17 protein-coding genes are annotated in these 18452 nt (G+C 76.6%); 5 read left to right on the top strand and 12 right to left on the bottom strand.

The genetic code is table 11. The annotated features are described in order from the left end of the window. Position 1: 1 nt before the first annotated feature. The 7 genes from ABTX81_RS27630 to ABTX81_RS27600 all read right to left on the bottom strand — a co-directional run bounded on the left by ABTX81_RS27630 (position 2) and on the right by ABTX81_RS27600 (position 7911). Complete coding sequence (locus tag ABTX81_RS27630) at positions 2-1573, bottom strand: lytic transglycosylase domain-containing protein (protein ID WP_350550733.1); 1572 nt, start codon at positions 1571-1573, stop codon at positions 2-4. A gap of 244 nt (positions 1574-1817) precedes the next feature. Continuing rightward, positions 1818-2726 carry a pyrroloquinoline quinone biosynthesis protein PqqB gene (gene pqqB, locus ABTX81_RS27625; protein ID WP_350550798.1) on the bottom strand — a complete coding sequence of 303 codons (909 nt, stop codon included), beginning with the start codon at positions 2724-2726 and terminating at the stop codon, positions 1818-1820. A gap of 22 nt (positions 2727-2748) precedes the next feature. Continuing rightward, the gene (gene pqqE, locus ABTX81_RS27620; RefSeq protein WP_350550731.1) at positions 2749-4230 is read right to left on the bottom strand and encodes a pyrroloquinoline quinone biosynthesis protein PqqE; all 1482 of its coding nucleotides are present in this window, start codon (positions 4228-4230) and stop codon (positions 2749-2751) included. Then, entirely contained in the window at positions 4227-4988 is a 762-nt protein-coding gene (pqqC, locus tag ABTX81_RS27615) for a pyrroloquinoline-quinone synthase PqqC (protein WP_350550728.1), read from the bottom strand. Before pqqC ends, pqqE begins: the two co-directional genes overlap by 4 nt. Continuing rightward, positions 4985-5143, bottom strand: a complete 159-nt coding sequence (gene pqqA / locus ABTX81_RS27610; RefSeq protein WP_350550726.1) for a pyrroloquinoline quinone precursor peptide PqqA — start codon at positions 5141-5143, stop codon at positions 4985-4987. Before pqqA ends, pqqC begins: the two co-directional genes overlap by 4 nt. A 264-nt stretch (positions 5144-5407) precedes the next feature. Further along, positions 5408-7078, bottom strand: coding sequence for an outer membrane protein assembly factor BamB family protein (locus tag ABTX81_RS27605; protein ID WP_350550723.1), 1671 nt, complete (start codon positions 7076-7078; stop codon positions 5408-5410). 158 nt (positions 7079-7236) lie between these two features. Beyond that, positions 7237-7911 carry a hypothetical protein gene (locus tag ABTX81_RS27600; protein ID WP_350550721.1) on the bottom strand — a complete coding sequence of 225 codons (675 nt, stop codon included), beginning with the start codon at positions 7909-7911 and terminating at the stop codon, positions 7237-7239. Between the two features lie 439 nt (positions 7912-8350). Here ABTX81_RS27600 and ABTX81_RS27595 point away from each other — a divergent pair, with 439 nt between their 5' ends. Together ABTX81_RS27595 and ABTX81_RS27590 are read left to right on the top strand one after the other, a co-directional pair. Further along, positions 8351-8734 carry a hypothetical protein gene (locus ABTX81_RS27595; RefSeq protein WP_350550718.1) on the top strand — a complete coding sequence of 128 codons (384 nt, stop codon included), beginning with the start codon at positions 8351-8353 and terminating at the stop codon, positions 8732-8734. Between the two features lie 109 nt (positions 8735-8843). Beyond that, positions 8844-9080 carry a hypothetical protein gene (locus ABTX81_RS27590; protein ID WP_350550715.1) on the top strand — a complete coding sequence of 79 codons (237 nt, stop codon included), beginning with the start codon at positions 8844-8846 and terminating at the stop codon, positions 9078-9080. 18 nt (positions 9081-9098) lie between these two features. Here ABTX81_RS27590 and ABTX81_RS27585 read toward each other — a convergent pair whose 3' ends face one another. Continuing rightward, positions 9099-9803: a ribonuclease H family protein gene (locus ABTX81_RS27585; protein ID WP_350550711.1), complete on the bottom strand. Its 705-nt coding sequence runs from the start codon at positions 9801-9803 to the stop codon at positions 9099-9101. A gap of 48 nt (positions 9804-9851) precedes the next feature. Next, on the bottom strand, positions 9852-10790 hold the full coding sequence (locus ABTX81_RS27580; protein ID WP_350550708.1) for an NADP-dependent oxidoreductase: 939 nt from the start codon (positions 10788-10790) through the stop codon (positions 9852-9854). Positions 10791-10920: 130 nt separating this feature from the next. On the opposite strand from ABTX81_RS27580, the gene ABTX81_RS27575 reads away from it, so the two are divergent. Next, positions 10921-11322, top strand: coding sequence for a winged helix-turn-helix transcriptional regulator (locus tag ABTX81_RS27575; RefSeq protein WP_350550705.1), 402 nt, complete (start codon positions 10921-10923; stop codon positions 11320-11322). 125 nt (positions 11323-11447) lie between these two features. Here ABTX81_RS27575 and ABTX81_RS27570 read toward each other — a convergent pair whose 3' ends face one another. Then, complete coding sequence (locus ABTX81_RS27570; protein ID WP_350550702.1) at positions 11448-15389, bottom strand: phosphodiester glycosidase family protein; 3942 nt, start codon at positions 15387-15389, stop codon at positions 11448-11450. 358 nt (positions 15390-15747) lie between these two features. Between ABTX81_RS27570 and ABTX81_RS27565 the strand changes: the two genes are divergently transcribed. Next, on the top strand, positions 15748-16041 hold the full coding sequence (locus ABTX81_RS27565) for a hypothetical protein (RefSeq protein WP_350550699.1): 294 nt from the start codon (positions 15748-15750) through the stop codon (positions 16039-16041). Here ABTX81_RS27565 and ABTX81_RS27560 read toward each other — a convergent pair. Continuing rightward, entirely contained in the window at positions 16026-16724 is a 699-nt protein-coding gene (locus tag ABTX81_RS27560) for an AAA family ATPase (RefSeq protein WP_350550696.1), read from the bottom strand. The genes ABTX81_RS27565 and ABTX81_RS27560 overlap by 16 nt on opposite strands. A 32-nt stretch (positions 16725-16756) precedes the next feature. After that, positions 16757-17293 carry a MarR family winged helix-turn-helix transcriptional regulator gene (locus ABTX81_RS27555; RefSeq protein ID WP_350550693.1) on the bottom strand — a complete coding sequence of 179 codons (537 nt, stop codon included), beginning with the start codon at positions 17291-17293 and terminating at the stop codon, positions 16757-16759. 47 nt (positions 17294-17340) lie between these two features. On the opposite strand from ABTX81_RS27555, the gene ABTX81_RS27550 reads away from it, so the two are divergent. Further along, the gene (locus ABTX81_RS27550) at positions 17341-18303 is read left to right on the top strand and encodes a DMT family transporter (protein WP_350550691.1); all 963 of its coding nucleotides are present in this window, start codon (positions 17341-17343) and stop codon (positions 18301-18303) included. The last annotated feature ends 149 nt before the right edge of the window (positions 18304-18452 follow it).

Genomic DNA, 18452 nt, shown 5'->3' with positions numbered 1-18452 from the left:
GTCAGCGCGCCGAGGGGGCGGCGGCCGAGGGGGAGAGCGAGGAGCTCGGGCCGGCGGTCTCGGACGGAGCCGCCGACGGCGCGCCCGAAGGCGTCGTGGCCGGCGTCGGGCAGCCGGGGCCGGTCGGGGTGGCCGTCGCGCTCGGGGTGGCCGACGGGCTCGCGCTCGCGGACGGGCTCGCGCTCGCGCTCGGGGTCCCGGTCGGGGCGCCCGTCGGCGTGGCGCAGCCGGTGGGCGTCTCCGTGGGCGTCTCCGTCGGCGTGGCGCTCGGGGTGCCGGTCGGGTTCGTCGACGGGGTCCCGGTCGGGGTGCCCGACGGCGTCGTGGTCGGCGTCGTGGGCGTGCCGGTCGGGGTCGCGGTCGCGCTGGGGCTCGCGCTGCCGGACGGCGTGGTGCTCGGCTGCTCCGACGGCGAGGCGCTCGCGGACGGGGATGCGGAGGGCGAGGCGGAGGGCGAGGGCGAGCCGGAGGGCGTCGGGCTCGGCGACGGGGCGCCGCTCGGGGTGCCGGTGGGCGTGGTGGACGGGGTTCCGGACGGCGTCGTGGTGGTCGGGCCGGTGCCCGCGCCCGGCGTCACCGGCGCGAGCGGGCTCGGCGGCGTGACCGGCAGCAGCGGGGCGAGCGGGGTCGGGGTGCCCGGCCGGTCCGGGGTGGTGACCGGGCTGCCGTTGCCGAAGTGCGCCATCCAGTTCCGGACCGTGCGCAGGTACTCGGAGGAGTGGTTGTAGCCGAGCACCGCCCGGTCCAGCTGGGCCTGGTCGGACAGGTCGCGCCCGCCCGCGCACAGGTACCGGCCGGCCGCCTCGGCGGCGTCGAAGATGTTGTTCGGGTCGGCCTTGCCGTCCCCGTTGGCGTCCACGCCGTAGGAGGCCCAGGTGGAGGGGATGAACTGCATCGGCCCGACGGCGCGGTCCCAGCCGGCGTCGCCGTCGTAGCGGCCGCCGTCGGTGTCGGCGATCGCGGCGAAGCCGGCGCCGTTCAGCACTGGGCCGAGGATCGGGCGGTAGGTGGTGCCGGCGGCGTCGACCGCGCCCCGGCCGGCCTGGCCGGACTCGACCTCGCCGATCGCGGCGAGCAGCTGCCAGGGGAGGTGGCAGCCGGGCGAGCGCAGCGCGAGCGCCGCCTCGGCCTTGCGGTAGGCGGCGAAGACCGTCTGCGGCAGGGCGGGGCCGCCGCGCAGCGGGTCGGCGAACGGCGAGGTGAGCGGGGCGAGCGGCGGCTGGGCCAGCGGCAGGGTGCCGCCGCCGTCGACCGGCGCGATGCCGAGCGTGCCGGGGACACCGGGAATGCCGTCGGTGCGGGGGAGGAGGGGCGAGGCGGTGCTGCCGTCGGCCGCGCCGCCCACCGAGGCCCGGCCGGGCAGGGTGTCCGCGGTGCCCGCCGCAGCGACCGGGGAGAAGCCGAGGCCGGTCTGCGAACCCGTCAGCGCCGCGAGGGCGGTGAACACCGCCAGCATCCCGGTCACCCGCTTGCCGAGCCGCAGCCGGCGGCCGGCCGGCCGGCCCCCCTGCCGTGCCCCGGCCGCGGCGGGTTTCCCGCCGTCCCGCGTGGCCTCGCTGTTCCTGCTCACCATGCCGTGCCCCTCCCGTCACCGTCCGGTCCCCGGGGGAACGGACGGGCTGTCACCATCGTGCCTGCCGGTGCGTGACTGTTCTTTTATCGGAATGATTAGTATCACGACGATCCGACACGCCCCTGGTGGCGAAGGGCGGTACCGGGCGCCACCGTTCGGTGAACGGACGGTGGACGGGTTCGACCGGACACGGTCAGCCGGGCGGGGCGGGGCGGGGCGGGGCGGGCCCGGGCCCGGGGAGGCGTCAGAGTTCCAGCAGCGTCCCGTCCTCGGCGACGGCCGCGCCCGCCGCCGCCAGCGCCGGTGCCAGGGCGGCGGCCTCCGGCGAACCCCGGTGGGCGAGCGGGTTGGTGTTGTTGAGGTGGGTGTAGAGGTAGCGCGGGCCCGGCCGGCGGGCCAGGTGGGGGAGCGAGTCGGCGACCGCCAGGTGGCCCATGCCGCGCGAGGTGCGGGCGCCGCCGGTGCGTTCGGCGAGTTCGTCGTCGGTGGCGAAGGTGCCGTCCAGGATCACCACGTCGGCGTCGGCCACCGCCCGGTCCAGGGCGGGCGTCCAGGCGGCGAGGCCGGGTGCGTAGACCGCGCGGGCCCGGCCGCCCGCCTCGGTGAAGCGGTAGCCGACCACCCAGTCCGCCCGTTCGCCGGCCGGGTCGCCCGCCGGGAGGCCGGCCGGGTCGGCGGCGTACCGGGGGCGCTTGCCGCCGAGCGCCAGCGCCTCGGCGACCAGCCCGCCGGCCAGTTCGACGGGCCGGCCCGCGGTGACGGTGTGCCAGTGCGCCTTGGTGTAGGGGGCCAGCAGCGGGGCGACCGGGAACGCCTCGTGGAGCGCGGTGCGGACCGGCGCGGTGGCGTGCACGGTCAGCTCGGCAGCCTCCCGCAGGGTCACCAGGCCCAGGGCGTGGTCCAGTTCGCCGCTGGTGAGCAGGACGCCGCGCAGCGGGGTGGCCCGGGTGCCCGGCGGGGGTGCCAGTTCGGGGGCGGCGAGCAGCTGGGAGCGCAGGTCGGGGGAGGCGTTGACCAGGTACCAGGCGGCGCCGTCGGCGCTGATCGCCAGGCAGTCCTGGGCGCGGACGGCGCCGGTGCGGCGGGCGGTGGCGCAGCCCGTGCAGCCGCAGTTCCACTGGGGCAGGCCGCCGCCGGCGGCGGTGCCGAGGATCCGGATCTTCAGCGCGGGCTCCTCACGCCGGGTCGGGGACGGGCGGCACGGGTGGCACGGGCGGGAGTGGCGGCACGGCTGCCGTGAACCGGCGCGGAACCGGCTCCGCTGTCGGCTCCGGCGACGGCTCCGCCGCCTCCCGCACCAGGTGGTGGTGCGGCGAGAACCGGCACGCCGGGTCGGTGACGCCCGGGTCGCCGGTGAACTGGTAGGCCTGGCAGCGGCAGCCGCCGAAGTCCTGCTCGCGCAGTTCGCAGCTGCGGCACGGCTCGGGCATCCAGTCGGTGCCGCGGTACCGGTTGAAGGCGGGCGAGTCGTGCCAGCTCGCCGCCAGCCCGTCGGTGACCGCGTTCGGCACCGTCAGGCCCGGCAGCTGGGCGGCGGCCAGGCAGGGCAGCACGGCGCCGTCCGGTGCGACGACCAGCTGTTCGTTCCCCCAGCCGTTCATGCACGGCTTGGCGGTGCCGCCGTGGTGGTCGGCGACCACATGGGTGATCTCGATCCGGTCGCCGTGCCGCGCCCGGGCCTCGGCGACGTCCCGCTCGGCCCGTCGGACCTGCTCGTCGCCGGGCGCGAGCCGGGCCCGGTTGACCCAGGCCCAGCCGTAGAACTGGGTGTGCGCCAGTTCGACCCGGTCGGCGCCCAGGTCGACGGCGAGGTCGGCGATGGCGCCGAGCCGGGCGAGGTTGCCGCGGTGCAGCACCGCGTTGACGGTGAGCGGCAGGCCGGCGCCGGTGAGCAGGGCGGCCGCGGCGAGCTTGCGGGCGTGGCCGGTGGGGCCGGTCAGCCGGGTCAGCCCGGCGACGGCGTCGGCCCGCAGCGGATCGGCGTCCTGGACGGAGAGCTGGACGTGGTCCAGGCCCGCCGCGGCGAGCTCGGCGGCCCGCTCGGCGTCCAGCGGCAGTCCGCTGGTGATCAGGTTGGTGTAGAGGCCCAGCTCGCGGGCGTGCGCCACGATGGTGGCCAGGTCGCGGCGGAGCAGCGGTTCGCCGCCGGTGAGGTGCACCTGCAGCACCCCCAGGCCGCGTGCCTGGTCCAGGACGCGAAGCCACTGCTCGGTGTCCAACTCGTCGCGCTGCCGGATCAGTTCCACCGGGTTCGCGCAGTAGGAGCACTGCAGCGGGCAGCGGTGGGTGAGTTCGGCGACCAGGCCGAGCGGGGCCGGCGCCCGCTTCCCGGCGGCGGCGCCGGGCAGTCCGGCGGCCGGGTACGGGTCGGCCGGCGATCCGGTGCCGTCGAGGGTGAGCAGCCGGCGTTCGGCGAGGTCGGCCAGCAGCGCCAGCACCTGGCCGGCGTCCACGCCCTCGTACTCCTCGGCGAGCCGGGCGGTGATCCGGGCGGCGTCGCGCCCGCCGTCGCAGTGCCGCAGCACGGCGGCGGCGGTCGGGTTGAGCAGCAGCACGCCCTCCGGGTAGAGCAGGGCGGCCTGCTGCCGGACCGGGTCCTCGACCAGCCGCACCCCGCGTCGCAGCCCGGGGGCCGCGGCGGCGGGTGCGGCGTTCACCGGGCGGTCCCGGCGGGAACCGCGGTCCCCACCGGTGCGGCGGTGCCGGCGGTGGCCGCGGTCTCCGGCCCGTAGTCGACGGCGTCGAGCATCGCGCGCAGCACCTCGCACTTGAACGCGAGCGCGTCCACGGCGGCCCGCTGCTGCTCGGCCGTCACGCAGTGGTCCAGCACCAGGTCCAGGGTCCGCGCGCTGTCCCGGCGGGCGTCGGGGATCCGGTGCTCGAAGTAGGCGTAGCCGGCCGGGTCGATCCAGTCGTAGTGCTTCCGCCAGGCGACCACGCGCTCCGCCATGTGGTCGGGCGAGAACATCTCGGTCAGCGCCGCCGCCACCCCCTCGGTCCACGGGCGGGTCTGGCAGAAGCGCAGGTAGCCGTCGACGGCGAAGCGCACGCCGCGCGCCACGTGCCGCTCGTCCAGCACCTCGGCCCGGGTCAGGCCGACGGCCTCGGCGAGCACCAGCCAGTCGGCCAGCCCGCCCTCGCCCTCGTGCGGGCCGTCCTGCTGGCCGAGCCGCCGGGTCCACTCCCGACGGACCTCCGGCAGCGGGCAGTTGGCGATGATCGCGGCGTTCTTCCGGGTCAGCACCAGCTGGTAGTACCAGCGGTTGGCGACCCAGCGCCGCAGCTCCGGCGGCGTGCAGCCGCCGGAGTGCAGGCGCAGATGGAACGGGTGGGTGTCCCAGTACCGTCCCCGCAGGCCGTACAGCCTGGCCGCGAACTCCTCGCGGCTCGACGCGCTGGTGGGGGCGTGGGTCACCGAGTGGTCCGCGCGGCGTACGCGGTGACCTCGGCGCCGGTGCGGTGGCACTCCACCGCCGGAGCGGACCAGACGGGCTTGGCCGGGGCCGCCGGAGCGGACGGCGCGGCGCCGGCGGTGGTGGCGGGGAGCTGGGGAGCGAGCGTGGACTTCATGGGAGTTGCCCTCCTCGGTGAAGTGGGGGTTCGGGGGGTTCCGGGGCCCGGCGGCCCCTGGAGCAGGACGCTACGAGCCGCCCGGCCCGCCCGCCGGTCCAACCCGCGCGATCGCGTGACAATCGCGCTCGAACGAGTGACGCGACGGGCCCGCGCGGGCCGGACCCGCGCGGGAAGACCGGTGTCGAGTGTGCCGGTCGGGCCATACCGTGTCGAGTGGGCCGTGCGGGGTCTGTCAGGTGTACGCCGGGGACGGCCGCGGTGTCAGGCGGAGCGGCCGAACGCCAGCAGGTGGCCGTCCTTGGTGCCGACGAACACCCGCCCGCCGTCCGTCGCGGGCACCGAGAACCTGGTCACCGTGCCGAGCGCGAAGCTGCGCCGCAGCTTGAGCGCGCCGTTGACCGGAAGCGCGTCGTAGACCCGCAGTTCGCCGTTCTGGCCGCCCGGGCCGGTGCCCGAGTAGACCGTCCACACCAGGGCCGAGCCGGTGGCCGTCCCGTCGGAGGTGACGACGGGGGAGCCGGAGGCGTAGCCGAAGCCCTCGGGGCTGGTCGCGGCACTGGTCAACTGCGGGTTCCCGGCGGCGTTCACCGAGTACTTGAGGGCACGCAGTGAGCCGTAGTTCTCGACCAGGTAGACGTAGCCGCCGTCGCCGCCCCAGACGCCCGGGTGGCCCCAGACGCCCTTGAACGGGCCGGTGGTGCCGACCACGGCGTCGGTGCCGTTCGGGCCCTGCCCCATGCCGCCGAGGCGGTCGCGGTCGAGCAGGAAGATCCGGCCGTCCTTGCCGGCCTGCACCATCAGGCGCGGGTGCGCGGCCGTGCCGAAGCCGGCCGGCAGGGCGGCCGGGCCGCCGGAGCCGAGGTCGATGTCGCCGTGGTCCATCGCCCGGTTGTCGCTGGGGCTGAAGAAGTCCCGCGGGGCGAGGCTGCCGTCGCTGTTGACGCCCAGCCGGACGACGGACTCGGCGAAGTGGCCGCCGGGCCGCTCGCCCGGGCCCTTCAGCGGGGAGGAGCCCTCGCCGGCGCCGTTCCCGGTCGCCAGGAAGATCCGCCCGGGGCCGTCCGAGACCAGGCCGCCGCCGCTCATCCAGACGCCCGCGTTCTGCGAGGCGGAGCCGGACTCGGTGGACCAGAGGGTGAGTTCGCGGGTACCGGTGTCGACGCCCGCGACCGTGCCGACGTAGGTGCCGGCGCCGCAGTCCGAGGCGAAGCCGAAGTAGACCGCGCCGTCCAGCAGCAGCAGTCCGGCCCGCTGGGCGGAGGTGGCCGGGTCGAACGGCACGCCGGGGCTGTTCACCGGCGAGCCCTGGACGGCGACCGGCCAGCCGGCGCGCTCGGCGCCCGAACCGGCGTCCAGGGCGTGCACCGAGAAGTGCGCGCCCCTCTCGTCGGACTTCGAGACCAGGTAGACGGTCCCGCTCGCCTTGTCGTAGACCGGCGTCGAGACGACACCGGTGGCGGGGGAGAGGCAGGCGGTGGAGGAGGCCACCGGGGTGCCGAGCGCGCGCTGCCAGCGGATCCGTCCGTCGGCCGCGTCGACGCCGTAGACGTGGTTGGTCGTGGTGGCGACCACCACGGTCGAACCGGCCACCAGCGGTTGGGCGTACACCGCGCCGTCCACGGCGGTGGACCAGCGGCGGCCGAAGTCCGCGGAGGACACCTTGGCCGGGGCGAGTCCGGGCTCGGCGGCGTCCCAGGCGGTGCGCAGGGCGTTGCCGGAGACGGTCGGATTGTCGGCCCGGGCGGGCGTGGAACCGCCGAGCGCGCCGGCGGCGAGCGCCGGGGCGAGCAGGGTCAGCCCGGAGAGCAGGGCCGCCGCGGTCCGCGAGGTCCGGGCTCGCCGGGCGGACGTGGTGGTGACCGGGGATCGTTCGGCGGAGCCCGGCGCCGAGGCCGGTCCGGTGGGGCGCGCGGGTGGGTGAGATCGGCTCATGCGATCCGCCTTGGCTGTCGGGGGAGTACGGGAGAACGGCGCCGTGGCGTCATTGTGCGAACGACCGTCTCGCACCCGCATCCGCCCGGCACCATCGTGCCCGTTCCGTTCACGCCCCGGGGGGAACCGGCTGCGCCGGGCGGCGGCGCGGCCCGGTGTCAGATCTTCTTGGAGAGCAGGAGCGCGAGCTCGGTGGCGGCCCCCGCCTCGGCCTCGGCGTTGACGTCGTCGCCCGGGCCGCGGTCCTTGACCACCTCGACGGAGTACGCGCGGCCGTCGGCGGCGAGGAAGTTCACCTCGGGACGGGTGCCGTCCTTGCGGCGGAGCAGGTAGGCGTCCTGACCGTTGCTGGGGACCCGGGCGGCGGTGAACTCGGGGTCGGTCCGCAGCGAGGTGAACAGGGCGGGGTCGATCTCCCGGATGTCGGCGTAGGACTGCCGGGAGCCCCAGGTGCAGCCCCAGACCGGCTTGCCGTCCTTCGGGGAGAAGTGGGTGCCGGTGAACGGCCCGCCGGTGCCGACGATGCCGATCACCTGGGGGGAGTCCAGCAGGGTGCAGGCGTCCTCGGGCCGGTTGCCGGCGGTGGTCGGCGCGGTGGTGGCGGTCGGGACGGGTGCGGGCGGCGCGGTGGTGGCCGGTTTGGTGGTGGCCGGTGCGGGGCTGCTCGCGGCGGGGCTGCCCGGGGTGCTGCTCGCGGTGCTCGGCGGCGCGGAGGCGGCCGTCGTCGAGCCCCCGCCCGAGGAGGAGCAGCCGGCCACCGCGACGGCCGCGAGGGCGAGCGCGGACAGCCGGCCGTACCGGCGGACGGACGTGAGCGGAGACCTGCGGTCCATGGAACCCCCTCCGATGGCGTCCGCCGGTGCGGCGGACGGCGGCGTGGCAGGATCCTACGGTCCGGGGCGGTTCGGTACTTCCCGTTCACGCTACGGGAGTTGGACAGCCAGGTCACGGGCGGCGGGTCGCGGGACCGGCGCGCCCGGGCGCCCGGGACGGCGGTCCGGGGCACGGGGGTGGTACGCGCACGTGCGGCCGGGCTCCCGGCGGCGCCCGGGGCGGGCCGAGCTGACCTGCCCGGATGCGGAGGACCTCGCAATACCAGTGGCGCCGGGCCGGTGTCGAGCACGGGACGGCGTCTTCCCCGGACGGGTGACGTTCTGGTGAAAGTGGTCATGCCAGGAACGGCGGCCCGGCATCCTGAGCCGTGATCATGCGGATCCCGGACGGGGCGGGGCGCGCGACCAAGGGGATGCCAGAGGGACGGAGGCCCTGAGAATGAGCACCAACCTGCCGGAGACCGTGGTGGAGGCCCCGGCCGTGCTGCCCGCGCCGCCCCGGGTGGTCGACGACCTCGCCCGTGACCTGACCCGGGCGGCCGCCGCCGTCCGGTCCGCCTCCCGGGACGGCCGGGGCGGCGGCGACCTCTCGGTGGCCGCGTACACCGCGGTGGTCTGCACCGGGCGGTCGGCGGCCCGCGCCCTGGAGGAGGCCGCCGCCTGGTGCCGGCAGGCGCCCGAGGCGGAAGTGCACTCCCTGGCCTGGGCACGGGTCCCAGGCCACCGCGACGACGTCTTCGAGTACCGGGTCACCCTCGCCGTCAGCTTCCCCGACCACGAGACCGGCGAGCACGTCGGCGACACCCACCACGCCCGGCGCTGACCCGGCGCTGACCCGGCCCGCCGAAGCGGCCGATCGGCGGGGTCCGCCCGGGGGCGTCTCCGACCTGCGACTCGCCGCCATGGACACGCGGGGGACGAACGATCCGGCCGTGGCGGAGCACGAACTGCCCATCCGCGCGGCCGTGGTGGTCACGGTGCTGGTCGGGCGCTGCGGCGGCGTGGTGCTGCTGGCCGTGCTCCACGGGCGGGGCTGGACGGTCCCCGGCCTCGGCCGGCTGGTCGCCGAGGGCGCCGCGGAGCTCGGGGTCGGCGGCGCGGTCGGTCCGACGGCCGCCGTCGCCCGGTTGCGGGTCCGCCGGGCGGGCCGGGGCGCCGACGCGTCCTGAGCGGCCGGCGGGCCGGCCTCAGGACTGCGTGGCCGCGCACTCCAGGTGGCCCCAGCTGCTGCCGACCTTGGTGATCTTGTCGCCCTTGGCGTACGGGCGGGAGCACGGGCAGGTGCCGGGGAAGCGGGCGGCGAGCGTCGGCGCCTTGCCGGAACCGCCGGAACCGCCGGCGGGGCGGCGCTTGGCGGCCGCCGCGGCGGGGGCGCGCCGGGTCCGGGCCGGGGAGCTCGCCACCGGGTCCGGTACCGGCAGGTCGGCGGCGGTCCCGCCGGCCGCCTCCTGGGTGCGCGCGGCGTCACTGGCGGCCTTGTCGGCGATGGCGTTCAGCGGATCGCCGTCCACCTGGTGGGCGGGCACGTAGACGAACTCGACCTCCCGGCCCTCCAGCAGCCCGTCGATCCGCTGGATCAGCTCCTGGTTGGCCACCGGCTTGCCCGCGGCGGTCTTCCAGCCGTTGCGCTTCCAGCCCTTCAGCCACTTGGTCACCGCGTCGCGGGTGTACGTGCTGTCCAGCCGGACCTCCAGCGGCACGGCGGGATCCGTGGCGGTCAGCAGCCGCTCCAGGGCGGTGAGCTCGCCCACGTTGTTGGTGCTGTGCCCGAGCGGACCGGCCTGCCAGCGCTGCGGCGCGCCCGTACCGTCGGCCACCACGTAGGCCCAGGCCGCCGGGCCCGGGTTCCCCTTGGCCGCCCCGTCACAGGCGGCGATGATTCGGTCGTTCATCCTGCGATCATGCCAGGCCACCGAGGCCCGGCGGACCACGCGCTCGGCTCAGGGCACCAGGACCAGCCGCCCGCGCAGACCGCCCCGGGCCAGCCGGCGGTGCGCGGACCCGGCGTGCTCCAGCGGCAGGGTGTCCGCCACCCGCAGGGCCAGCTCCCCGTGCGCGGCCAGCGCCGCGAGCCCGGCGAGCGCCGCGCCGTCGGCCGCCACCCAGACGTGGGCCACCCGGATGCCGCGCAGCCCGGGCGGCGCCGCGCCCGCCGACACCGCGACGAAGGACCCCCGGTTGCGCACCGCGCCGAGCGCCGCCACCCCGAGCAGCGCCGTGTCCAGCGCGCCGTCCACCCCGCCGGGCACCAGCGCGCGCACCTCGGCGGCCGGATCGGCGGCGCCGCGCGGGACGTGCCACTCGGCGCCCAGCTCCCGCAGCGCCGCGGCGTCCCGCTCGTCCGCCGTCGCGACCACCCGCAGTCCGCGCCGCGCCGCCAGCTGCACGGCGAAGCCGCCGACCGCGCCCGCCGCGCCGGTGACCAGCAGCGTCGCCCCGGCCGGCAGGTCCAGCAGGTCCAGCGCCTGGACGGCGGTGAGCCCGTTGAGCGGCAGGGTCGCCGCCGCGACGGCCGGCACGCCCGGCGGCGCGGGGGCGAGCGCGGCGGCGTCCAGCACCAGGGCGTCGGCGTAGGCGCCGAGCGGGACGTCCAGCCGGTCGCGCAGCCCGATCACCGCGTCCCCGACCGCGAACCCGGACACCCCGGGGCCGAGCCGCTCCACCGTGCCGGCCACGTCCCAGCCGATCCCGACCGTCTTCCGCGGCGCCATCAGCCCCGCCTGCGCGAGCACCCCGGCACGGGTCACCGCGTCCACCGGGTTGACCCCGGCGGCGGCCACCCGCACCCGTACCTGGCCCGGGCCGGGCTCGGGGACGGGTACCTCGACCAGCTCCAGCACCTCCGGACCGCCGAACCGGCGGACGACCACGGCGCGCATCGCGCTCTCCTTCCAGCGGGGCCCGCCTCCAACGCGGGCGGGGCTTGCCAACGGCCCCCAACCTAAGGAGAGTTGCTCTCCGGAAGGAAGGACGCACCCGGGAGTGCGTACCGCACCGAGAGGAGAGCCGATGGCGACCACGACCGCCGCCCAGCGCCGCTCGGCCGCCCGGGCCGACTACGACGCCTACCTCGCCGAGTGCCCCGCCCGGCAGCTGCTGGAACGGATCGGCGACAAGTGGGTCAGTCTGATCGTCAACGCCCTGGCCGACGGCCCGCAGCGCTACAGCGACCTGCGCCGCCGCCTCGCCGGGGTCAGCGAGAAGATGCTCACCCAGACCCTGCGCGGCCTGGAGCGCGACGGCCTGCTGACCCGCACGGTCACCGCCTCCGTCCCGGCCCGGGTGGACTACGCCCTCACCCCGCTCGGCGCCGGGCTGCTGCCGTTGCTGCGGGCGATCAAGGACTGGGCCGAGCAGAACATGCCGGAGGTGCTGGCCCACCGGGAGGCCCACGACGGACGGGCCGGCTGACCGCGCGGACACCGAGGGGCTCCGGGGGCTCCGAGCCGTCGCAGGAACGCCGAAGGCCCGTGCGGCCGCCCGCCGTTGAGACGGGGGCGGCCGCACGGGCCGGGGGCAGGGACGGGCCGGCGGCGTCACAGGGCGCCGCACTGACCGCCCTTCGGGCCGCTCACGGTGTTGCCGTGGCCGCCGTTGCCGGGCGCCGGGGTGTTGCCGGAGCAGTCCAGCGGACCGCGCACCGTGCTGCCGGCGACGGCGGTGCCACCGGTGTTGAGCGCCAGGTGGGCCGGGCCGTCGACGGTCGACCAGAGCAGGGCGACCTGCCCGGTGGAGCCGCTCACCGAGACCGGGCCGGAGACCTGGGTGTCGGTCAGCACGAAGGCCGCCGCGCCGCGCGCCGAGACCGGGCCCTTGATGGTCGCGCCGTGGGCGACCAGCGCCGCGCCCGGCTGGACCAGCACCGGGCCGGTGACCGTCGCGCCGTCCAGGCAGGTGACGCCGGAGGTGACGGCGAGCTTCTTCTGGGCGCCGCGCAGCGTGGTGGTGCACGCCGGGACGGAGCCGACGGTGAGCTTGCGCTCCGCCGTCACGCCGCCGACGGTGACGGTCAGCGTCGCGCCGCCCGGGCGCAGGCCGGTGAGCGTGCGGGTGGCCGGGTCGTACGCGGCGACGGCGCCGTGCGGGGCCTTGGCGGCCGGGCCGATGTGCACGCCCTGGCCGCCCCACTGGGCGGTGACCGGCCAGGCGACCGGCACCGTCCGCTCGCCGTCCTGGGTGAAGGTCGCGCTGACCGGCACGGTGTCCAGCAGGCCGAGCGACTCGGGGGCGGTCAGCTGCACCGCGTCGGCGCGGGCCCGGACCTCGGCGCGCAGCCAGGCCGAGGCGTCGTCCGGCACCGCGTACGGGTCGGTGACCTTGCCGGCGGCCGGGTCGATGCCGAGCATCGTCCAGCCGGTGAAGCCGCCGCGGTCCGGCTCGGCGGCCGGGCCCTTGCCGGAGTTGCCGTTGATCAGGTACGGGACGCCGTCGACGCTGCTCGCGTGGAAGGCGCCGACGTGGCCGCTGACCATGGCGGCGGACTTGCCGCCCGCGCGGAAGCCGGCCAGCCACTGCTCGACCAGGGCGGCCTCCTTGCGGTCACCGAGCTGGCTGCCCTGGTCGGGCAGCGGGTCGCGGGTCGGGTGGTGGTCGAACAGCAGCAGACCGGTGACCGACGGGTCCTTGGCGGCGTCGTCCAGGGTGCTGCGCAGCTTGGCGATCTGGTCGAAGCCGCCGGCCCGGAAGGAGCCGAGCGAGCTGTTCAGGGTGATGAAGCGGGTGCCCTTGACGTCGAAGACCTCGCTGGTCTCGCCGAAGGCGGCCTTGAAGTTGTCGATGGTGCCGGGGCCCATCACCTCGTGGTTGCCGGGCACGTAGTGCCAGGGGATGCTGCGGCCGGTGAGCCGGTCGAACTCGTCCAGCACCTTGCGGGCGAGGGCGAAGTCGGCCGGGCTCGCCTCGTCGACCAGGTCGCCGGCGATGACCAGCAGGTCGGGCTTGGCGGCGGCGATGTCGCGCAGCGTGCGGCGGGCGGCCTGGACGATGTCGCTCTCCGGGGCCCGGGCGATGAACTGGGCGTCGGACATCACGGCGACCCGCAGCGGCTTGCCGTCCACGGTGCCGTGGGTGAGCACCACCGGGTCGGTGACCCGCGGGCGCACCGGCAGTTCGACGTCCGGCGCCACCTCGACCCGCAGGTCGGCCAGGGTGAGCGCGCCGCTGTAGGACCGGGCCGCGCCGGTCTCCATCAGCCGGAACCGCTGGAAGGTCAGCGGGTACTGCACACCGGCCGGGATCGGGAACTCGACCTTCTGCCAGCCGGTCCAGGTGACCATCGGCGCGTCCAGGTTGGCGGTGACGCCGGCGGCGGTGCGGTACTGGATGCGCGGCCAGGCGCCCTTGCCGTCGCCCTCGATCCACATGGAGATCGAGCGCGGCTGGCCGGGCAGCACGATGCCCTCGGGGGCGATGGCATACTGGCCGCGGGTGCCGGTCGACTGGGTGAAGTCGTAGCTCAGCCGCAGGCCCTTGCCGCCGTCGTGGCCCGCGGCCGGGGCGACGCCGCCGCCGGGCGCGCGGTCGTTGCCGGACTTCCAGGCGGCCGCGTCGGAGAAGTCGGCGAACGGCTTCTCGGTCATGCCGACGGTGACGGCGACGGCGCTCTCCAGGCCGCCCACGGTCAGCTTGAGGGTGGCGGAGGTGCCGTCGGCGAGCGCCTTGAGGGCGATCGAGCCGTCCTCGGCGGTGGAGGTCTCGACCACGCCCGCGCCGCCGGTGACGGTGATGTCCGCGGCCTCGACCGGGGCGGCGTGGCCCTGGGCGTCGTAGCCGGTCACGGCGATCTTCGCGGTGGCGCCGGCGCTCTCCAGGCCGATCGGGTCGGTGCCGGCGGTGATCCGCACCGGCGCGCCGAGCACGGTCAGCGGCAGGGTGCCGCTCCGGGCGCCGTCGGCGGCGGCGGTGACGGCGGCCGGCCCGGAGACGCGGCCGGTGACGACGGCCTCGGTGCCCTTGCCGGAGACCTCGACGGTGCCGCTGCCCGCCGCGCCGTCCTTGGACGCGTCCTTGGCGGCGTCCTCGGCCGTGTCCTTGGCCGTGTCCTTGCCGGCCGACCAGCGGACCGGCGGAGTGGCGCCGGTCACCGGGCCGAAGGCCTCGTCGTGCGGCAGCGCGCGGACCGTGCGGTGCAGGCCGGGGAAGACCCGGGTCGCGGTGTCCACGGACTCCGCCGGGCGGACCCGGAAGCCCTTGACCTGGCCGGAGCCCGGCGCGGAGAACAGGCCGAGCCCGTTGGCGACGGCGCGCTCCCCGCCGTTGTCGGACGGGCTGCTGACGGTGCCCGCCTGCGCGGTGCCGGGCAGCCGGGCGGCCATCGCGGCCGAGCCGCCGCCGTCCATGTTGAGCGCGTTGCGCGCGCCCATGTCGCGCATCAGCACCGCCAGGTCGGGCAGGCTGATGCCGGGGCTGTCGGCCTGCCGGCCGTCCACGCTGACCAGGTACATCCGCTTGCTGTCGGCCGAGAAGCCCACCGCGGTGCGGGCGTTGAGCTCGTTGCCGTCGTTCTCGCCGGGCCGCATGGCGACGCCGTCGCGGACCAGCACCTGGTAGCCGCCGACCGCCACCGCGACCTCGCCGAAGGAGGCGCGCGGCCGGTAGCCGGTGGAGACCTGGTCGCCGGGCTTGAGCTCGCGCAGCGCGCGGGCGCCGGCCTCCCGGCCGACCAGCACGGTGGCGCCCTCGGGCACGGCGCCGCCCAGCTGGTCGCGGACGGCGGTGACCCGGCCGTCGCGCAGCTCCACCTCGACGACCTCCGAGGAGCCGTCGGCGACCTTGGCCCGGGAGGCCTTGCCCCAGGCCGGGGTGAACAGGCCGACGCCGTCGGCGGGCAGGCCGTAGGTGTTGACGCCGTTGAGCGTCAGCTCGCGTCCGCCGGGCAGGGCGGCATGGCCCTCCAGGAACACCTCGGCCATCCGGGCCAGGCCGTCGGTGCCGACGGTCACGGCCTGGTTCCAGCCCTCGATGGGGGCGTGGATCAGGCCGTCCTCGCGGGAGACGCCGACGCCGAGCGGGGCCTCGGAGGCGTTCATGTCGAAGTAGTCGCCGTTGATGGCGGCGACCGCGCCGGCGCCCCGGGCCATCTCGGTGACGGTCTGGCGGGTCGTCACCTGGCCGGACGACAGGTAGTCGACGCTCAGGCCCTCGGTGGCGAGGTCGGCGACCAGCACCTTGCCGCGGATCCAGCCGCTCCTGCCGAGCCGGTCGAAGGCGGTCATGGTCAGCCCCGGGGCGATCGGGGTGACGTCGCGCCGGGTGACGACCGACTCGCCGGGGCGGTCGAGCACCAGGCCGGGGTCGGCGGCGGTGCCGCCCGCGCCGGGAGCCGCCGGTCCGCCGGGCGCGGCCCAGGCGGTGGCGGGGGCGAGCGCGGGCAGGCCGGCGGCGACGAGCGCGCAGAGCGCGAGCGCCGCGGCGGGGCGCCGGCGCCGGCGGGGGGTGGTGGCGGGGGTGGTCGTCGTGGGGGTGACGGGCGGTGACATCGGTGGTTCAGCTCCTCGTACTGCTACGGGATGTGCGTGCCGCCGGTGCGAGCGCAGGACGCGGTCGGCGGCGTGGGGTGCCGTGAACGGCGCGGCCCGGGCACATGATCACCAGGCCGTTGGCAGCCAATCGTCCACGATCGACCGTCACACCACGCGATGGTGAACCGGCCCGTTCGGCCACGCGAACAAAAGCCCCATTCATCACGGGAACATGACACAACAGGCTGCCCGGACAAGGCCGGTGAGGATCGCCGTTTCCCGTCCTGCTGCCGATTGCGGAGCGCGCCGAGGGCGCACAGTGGAGCGCGCACGACCTCGTCCTCGTCAACGCGCTCCACCGGAGGGGAACACCACCATGAGCATCCGCACCGCGGCCGCGGCCGTCGTCGCCACCGCCGCCCTCGCCGTCCCGGTCCTCGCCGCCGTCCCGGCCTCGGCCGCGCCCGCCCGGGTGGCGGCCTGCTCGACGTACAGCAACTACGTCAGCTACGGCGCCTCCTGCGACGGCACCCGCAGCTACTACGCCTGGGCCGTCTGTGCCAACAACCAGGTGGTCTACGGGCCGACCCGGTCGGGCGGGGTCTGGTCCTACGCCTACTGCAGCAACGTCGGCTCGACCTTCCGCAGCGGCGGTTACACGCTGATCTGACCGCCGGCGGCGCCGGCCGTCTCCAGCGCGCGGTCCAGCCGGTCGGCGAGCGTGGCCCACGGGCGGCAGTCGACCACCGGGAGGGCGTGCCGGCGGGCCCCGGCGGCGAGCCAGCGCGAGTACCGGGCGCTGACCTCGGCGCGGTCCGCCTGCACGCCGCTCCCCGGCTCGCGGGCCGCGTAGTTGGCGGTGATCCGGCCGGCGTCGCCCTCGTGCAGGAAGACCGCCCGGACGTCCCGCCCGGCCGCCCGCCCCAGCGCGACCGCGCGGGCGCAGGCGGCCGGGGTGAGGTAGTCGCCCTCGACGACGGCGGGAACGGGGACGGTCAGCCGGTTGCGCACCACGCCGAGCAGGGCCGGCTCCAGTGCCTCGGCGGTGGCGATCTGGAGGTCCAGCACGCGCTCCGGCGGCAGGTCCTGTGCCGGGGTGGCGCCGACGCCGCTTCCGTCGCGGACGTTGCTTCCGTCGCGGACGTCGCTTCCGTCGCCGACGTCGCTTCCGTCGTCGAAGAGGTGCAGGTCGGGGTGGTGCGCCGGGGTGGTCAGCTCCTGGACGGCGGCGACCACGTCGTCGAACTCGACGACGAAGGCGCCCGTGTCGGCCGCGAGCCGCGCGGCGGCCAGGCTCTTGCCGACGCCGGAGGCGCCACCGAGCAGGAGGAGATCCCAGGTCCGATTCGTCACCCGGCGACGCTATCGTGCGGGAACCGGTGGGATCATCCGGTTTTCCCTGCCGGGCCCGCCCGGTGCTCCGCCCCGTGGTCGAGGCGCTGCTGCCAGGCCGTCAGCAGGCCCTCCAGCGTGGTCGCCTCCTCGGCGGTGAGCAGGTCCAGCAGGCGGTGCTCATTGCGCATGTGGGCGGTGAACGCCTCGTCGATCAGCCGGTGGCCCGCCTCGGTGAGGGCGACCACCCGGCCGCGCCCGTCCGCCTCGCTGCGGCGTCGGGTGACCAGGCCCGCCCGCTCCAGCCGGTCGATCCGCTTGGTCATGGCGCCCGTGGTGACCATGGTGTGGGCGGCCAGTTCCCCGGGAGCCCGTTCGAACGGCGCGCCCGCCCGGCGCAGCGCGGCCAGCACGTCGAACTCGCCCTCGCCGAGACCGTAGCGCCCGTAGACCAGGCAGAGCTCCTCGGTGAGCCGGCCGGCCAGCCGGTGCAGCCGGCCGATCACCGCCTGCGGGGAGACGTCGAGGTCGGGCCGCTCGCGGCGCCACTCGGCCTGGATGAGGGCGACGTGGTCTCGGCTGTGCTCCATGCGCCCATCGTAGCCCAGTAGCTTCCTGGGAAGTTATATTGTCTTCCATGGAAGCCAGTTTTCGGTGGGTCGTGCTGACCGCCGTCGCGCCGGTGGCATGGGGCGCCAACTACTACGTCACCCGCGAGTTCCTCCCGGCCGACCGTCCGCTCTGGGGCGCCGCCCTACGGGCCCTGCCCGCCGGCCTGCTCCTGCTGGCGCTGCGCCCGCGCCGTCCGCGCGGCGCCTGGTGGTGGCGCTCGGCCCTGCTCGGGCTGCTCAACACCGCGGGGTTCTTCGTCCTGCTCTACATCGCCTCGCAGTCGCTGGCCACCAGCGTCGCCTCCACCGTGATGGCGGCCTCCCCGCTCGCCATGCTGCTGCTCGCCTGGGCGCTGACCGCTGCCCGCCCCGCCCGGGCCCATCTGCTCGGCGCGCTGGTCGGCCTCGGCGGGGTCGCGCTGATGCTGCTGACCCGGGCCGAACCGGTCAGCCTGCCCGGCCTGGCCGCCTCGGCGGCGGCGATGCTGCTCTCCTCGCTGGGCTATGTGCTCGCCGCCCGCTGGCGGGACGGCGCGGACGTGCTGGCCACCACCGCCTGGCAACTGGTGGCCGGCGGACTGGTCCTGCTGCCTGCGGCCGCCGCTTTCGAGGGCGCGCCCCCGGAGCCCACCGGGCGGGAGCTGCTCGCCTTCGGCTACGTCGCGGTGGTGGCCACCGCGCTGGCCTTCACGGCCTGGTTCGCCGGCCTGCGCCGCCTCCCGCCCGGGACGGTCGGCCTGGTGGGGCTGCTCAACCCGCTCACCGGCGTCCTGCTCGGCACGGCGCTGGCCGGCGAGGCCCTCGGCCCGCTCCAGCTCGCCGGCCTGCTGCTGGTCCTGACCGGCGTCGCCCTCGGCCGCCCGTCCCGGGGCGTCACCCGCGCGCGGGCCGCGCCGGCTCCGGAGGCGCGCAGGCCGGTGGCCGGCGTTCGGCAGACCCCTGCTCCGACCGGCTCGCCCTGCCGGACGAACCCTCGCGCCGACGGCTGAGACGGCCCATGGGCCGCCCACTTGACCGGCGGACCGCCGGGGGCCCGCCCCCTCGCCGGCCGCGCCGTTGGTGCTGGGCCGACTCCGCGAGACGCGGTGGACACCGTGCCCACCGGCGTTGCTGACGGGCGGTGGGAAAACCGGGTGAC

The organism is Kitasatospora sp. NPDC097605, assembly GCF_040302725.1.
GTDB lineage: Bacteria > Actinomycetota > Actinomycetes > Streptomycetales > Streptomycetaceae > Kitasatospora.
This window is presented reverse-complemented; position numbering and strand designations above follow the sequence as displayed.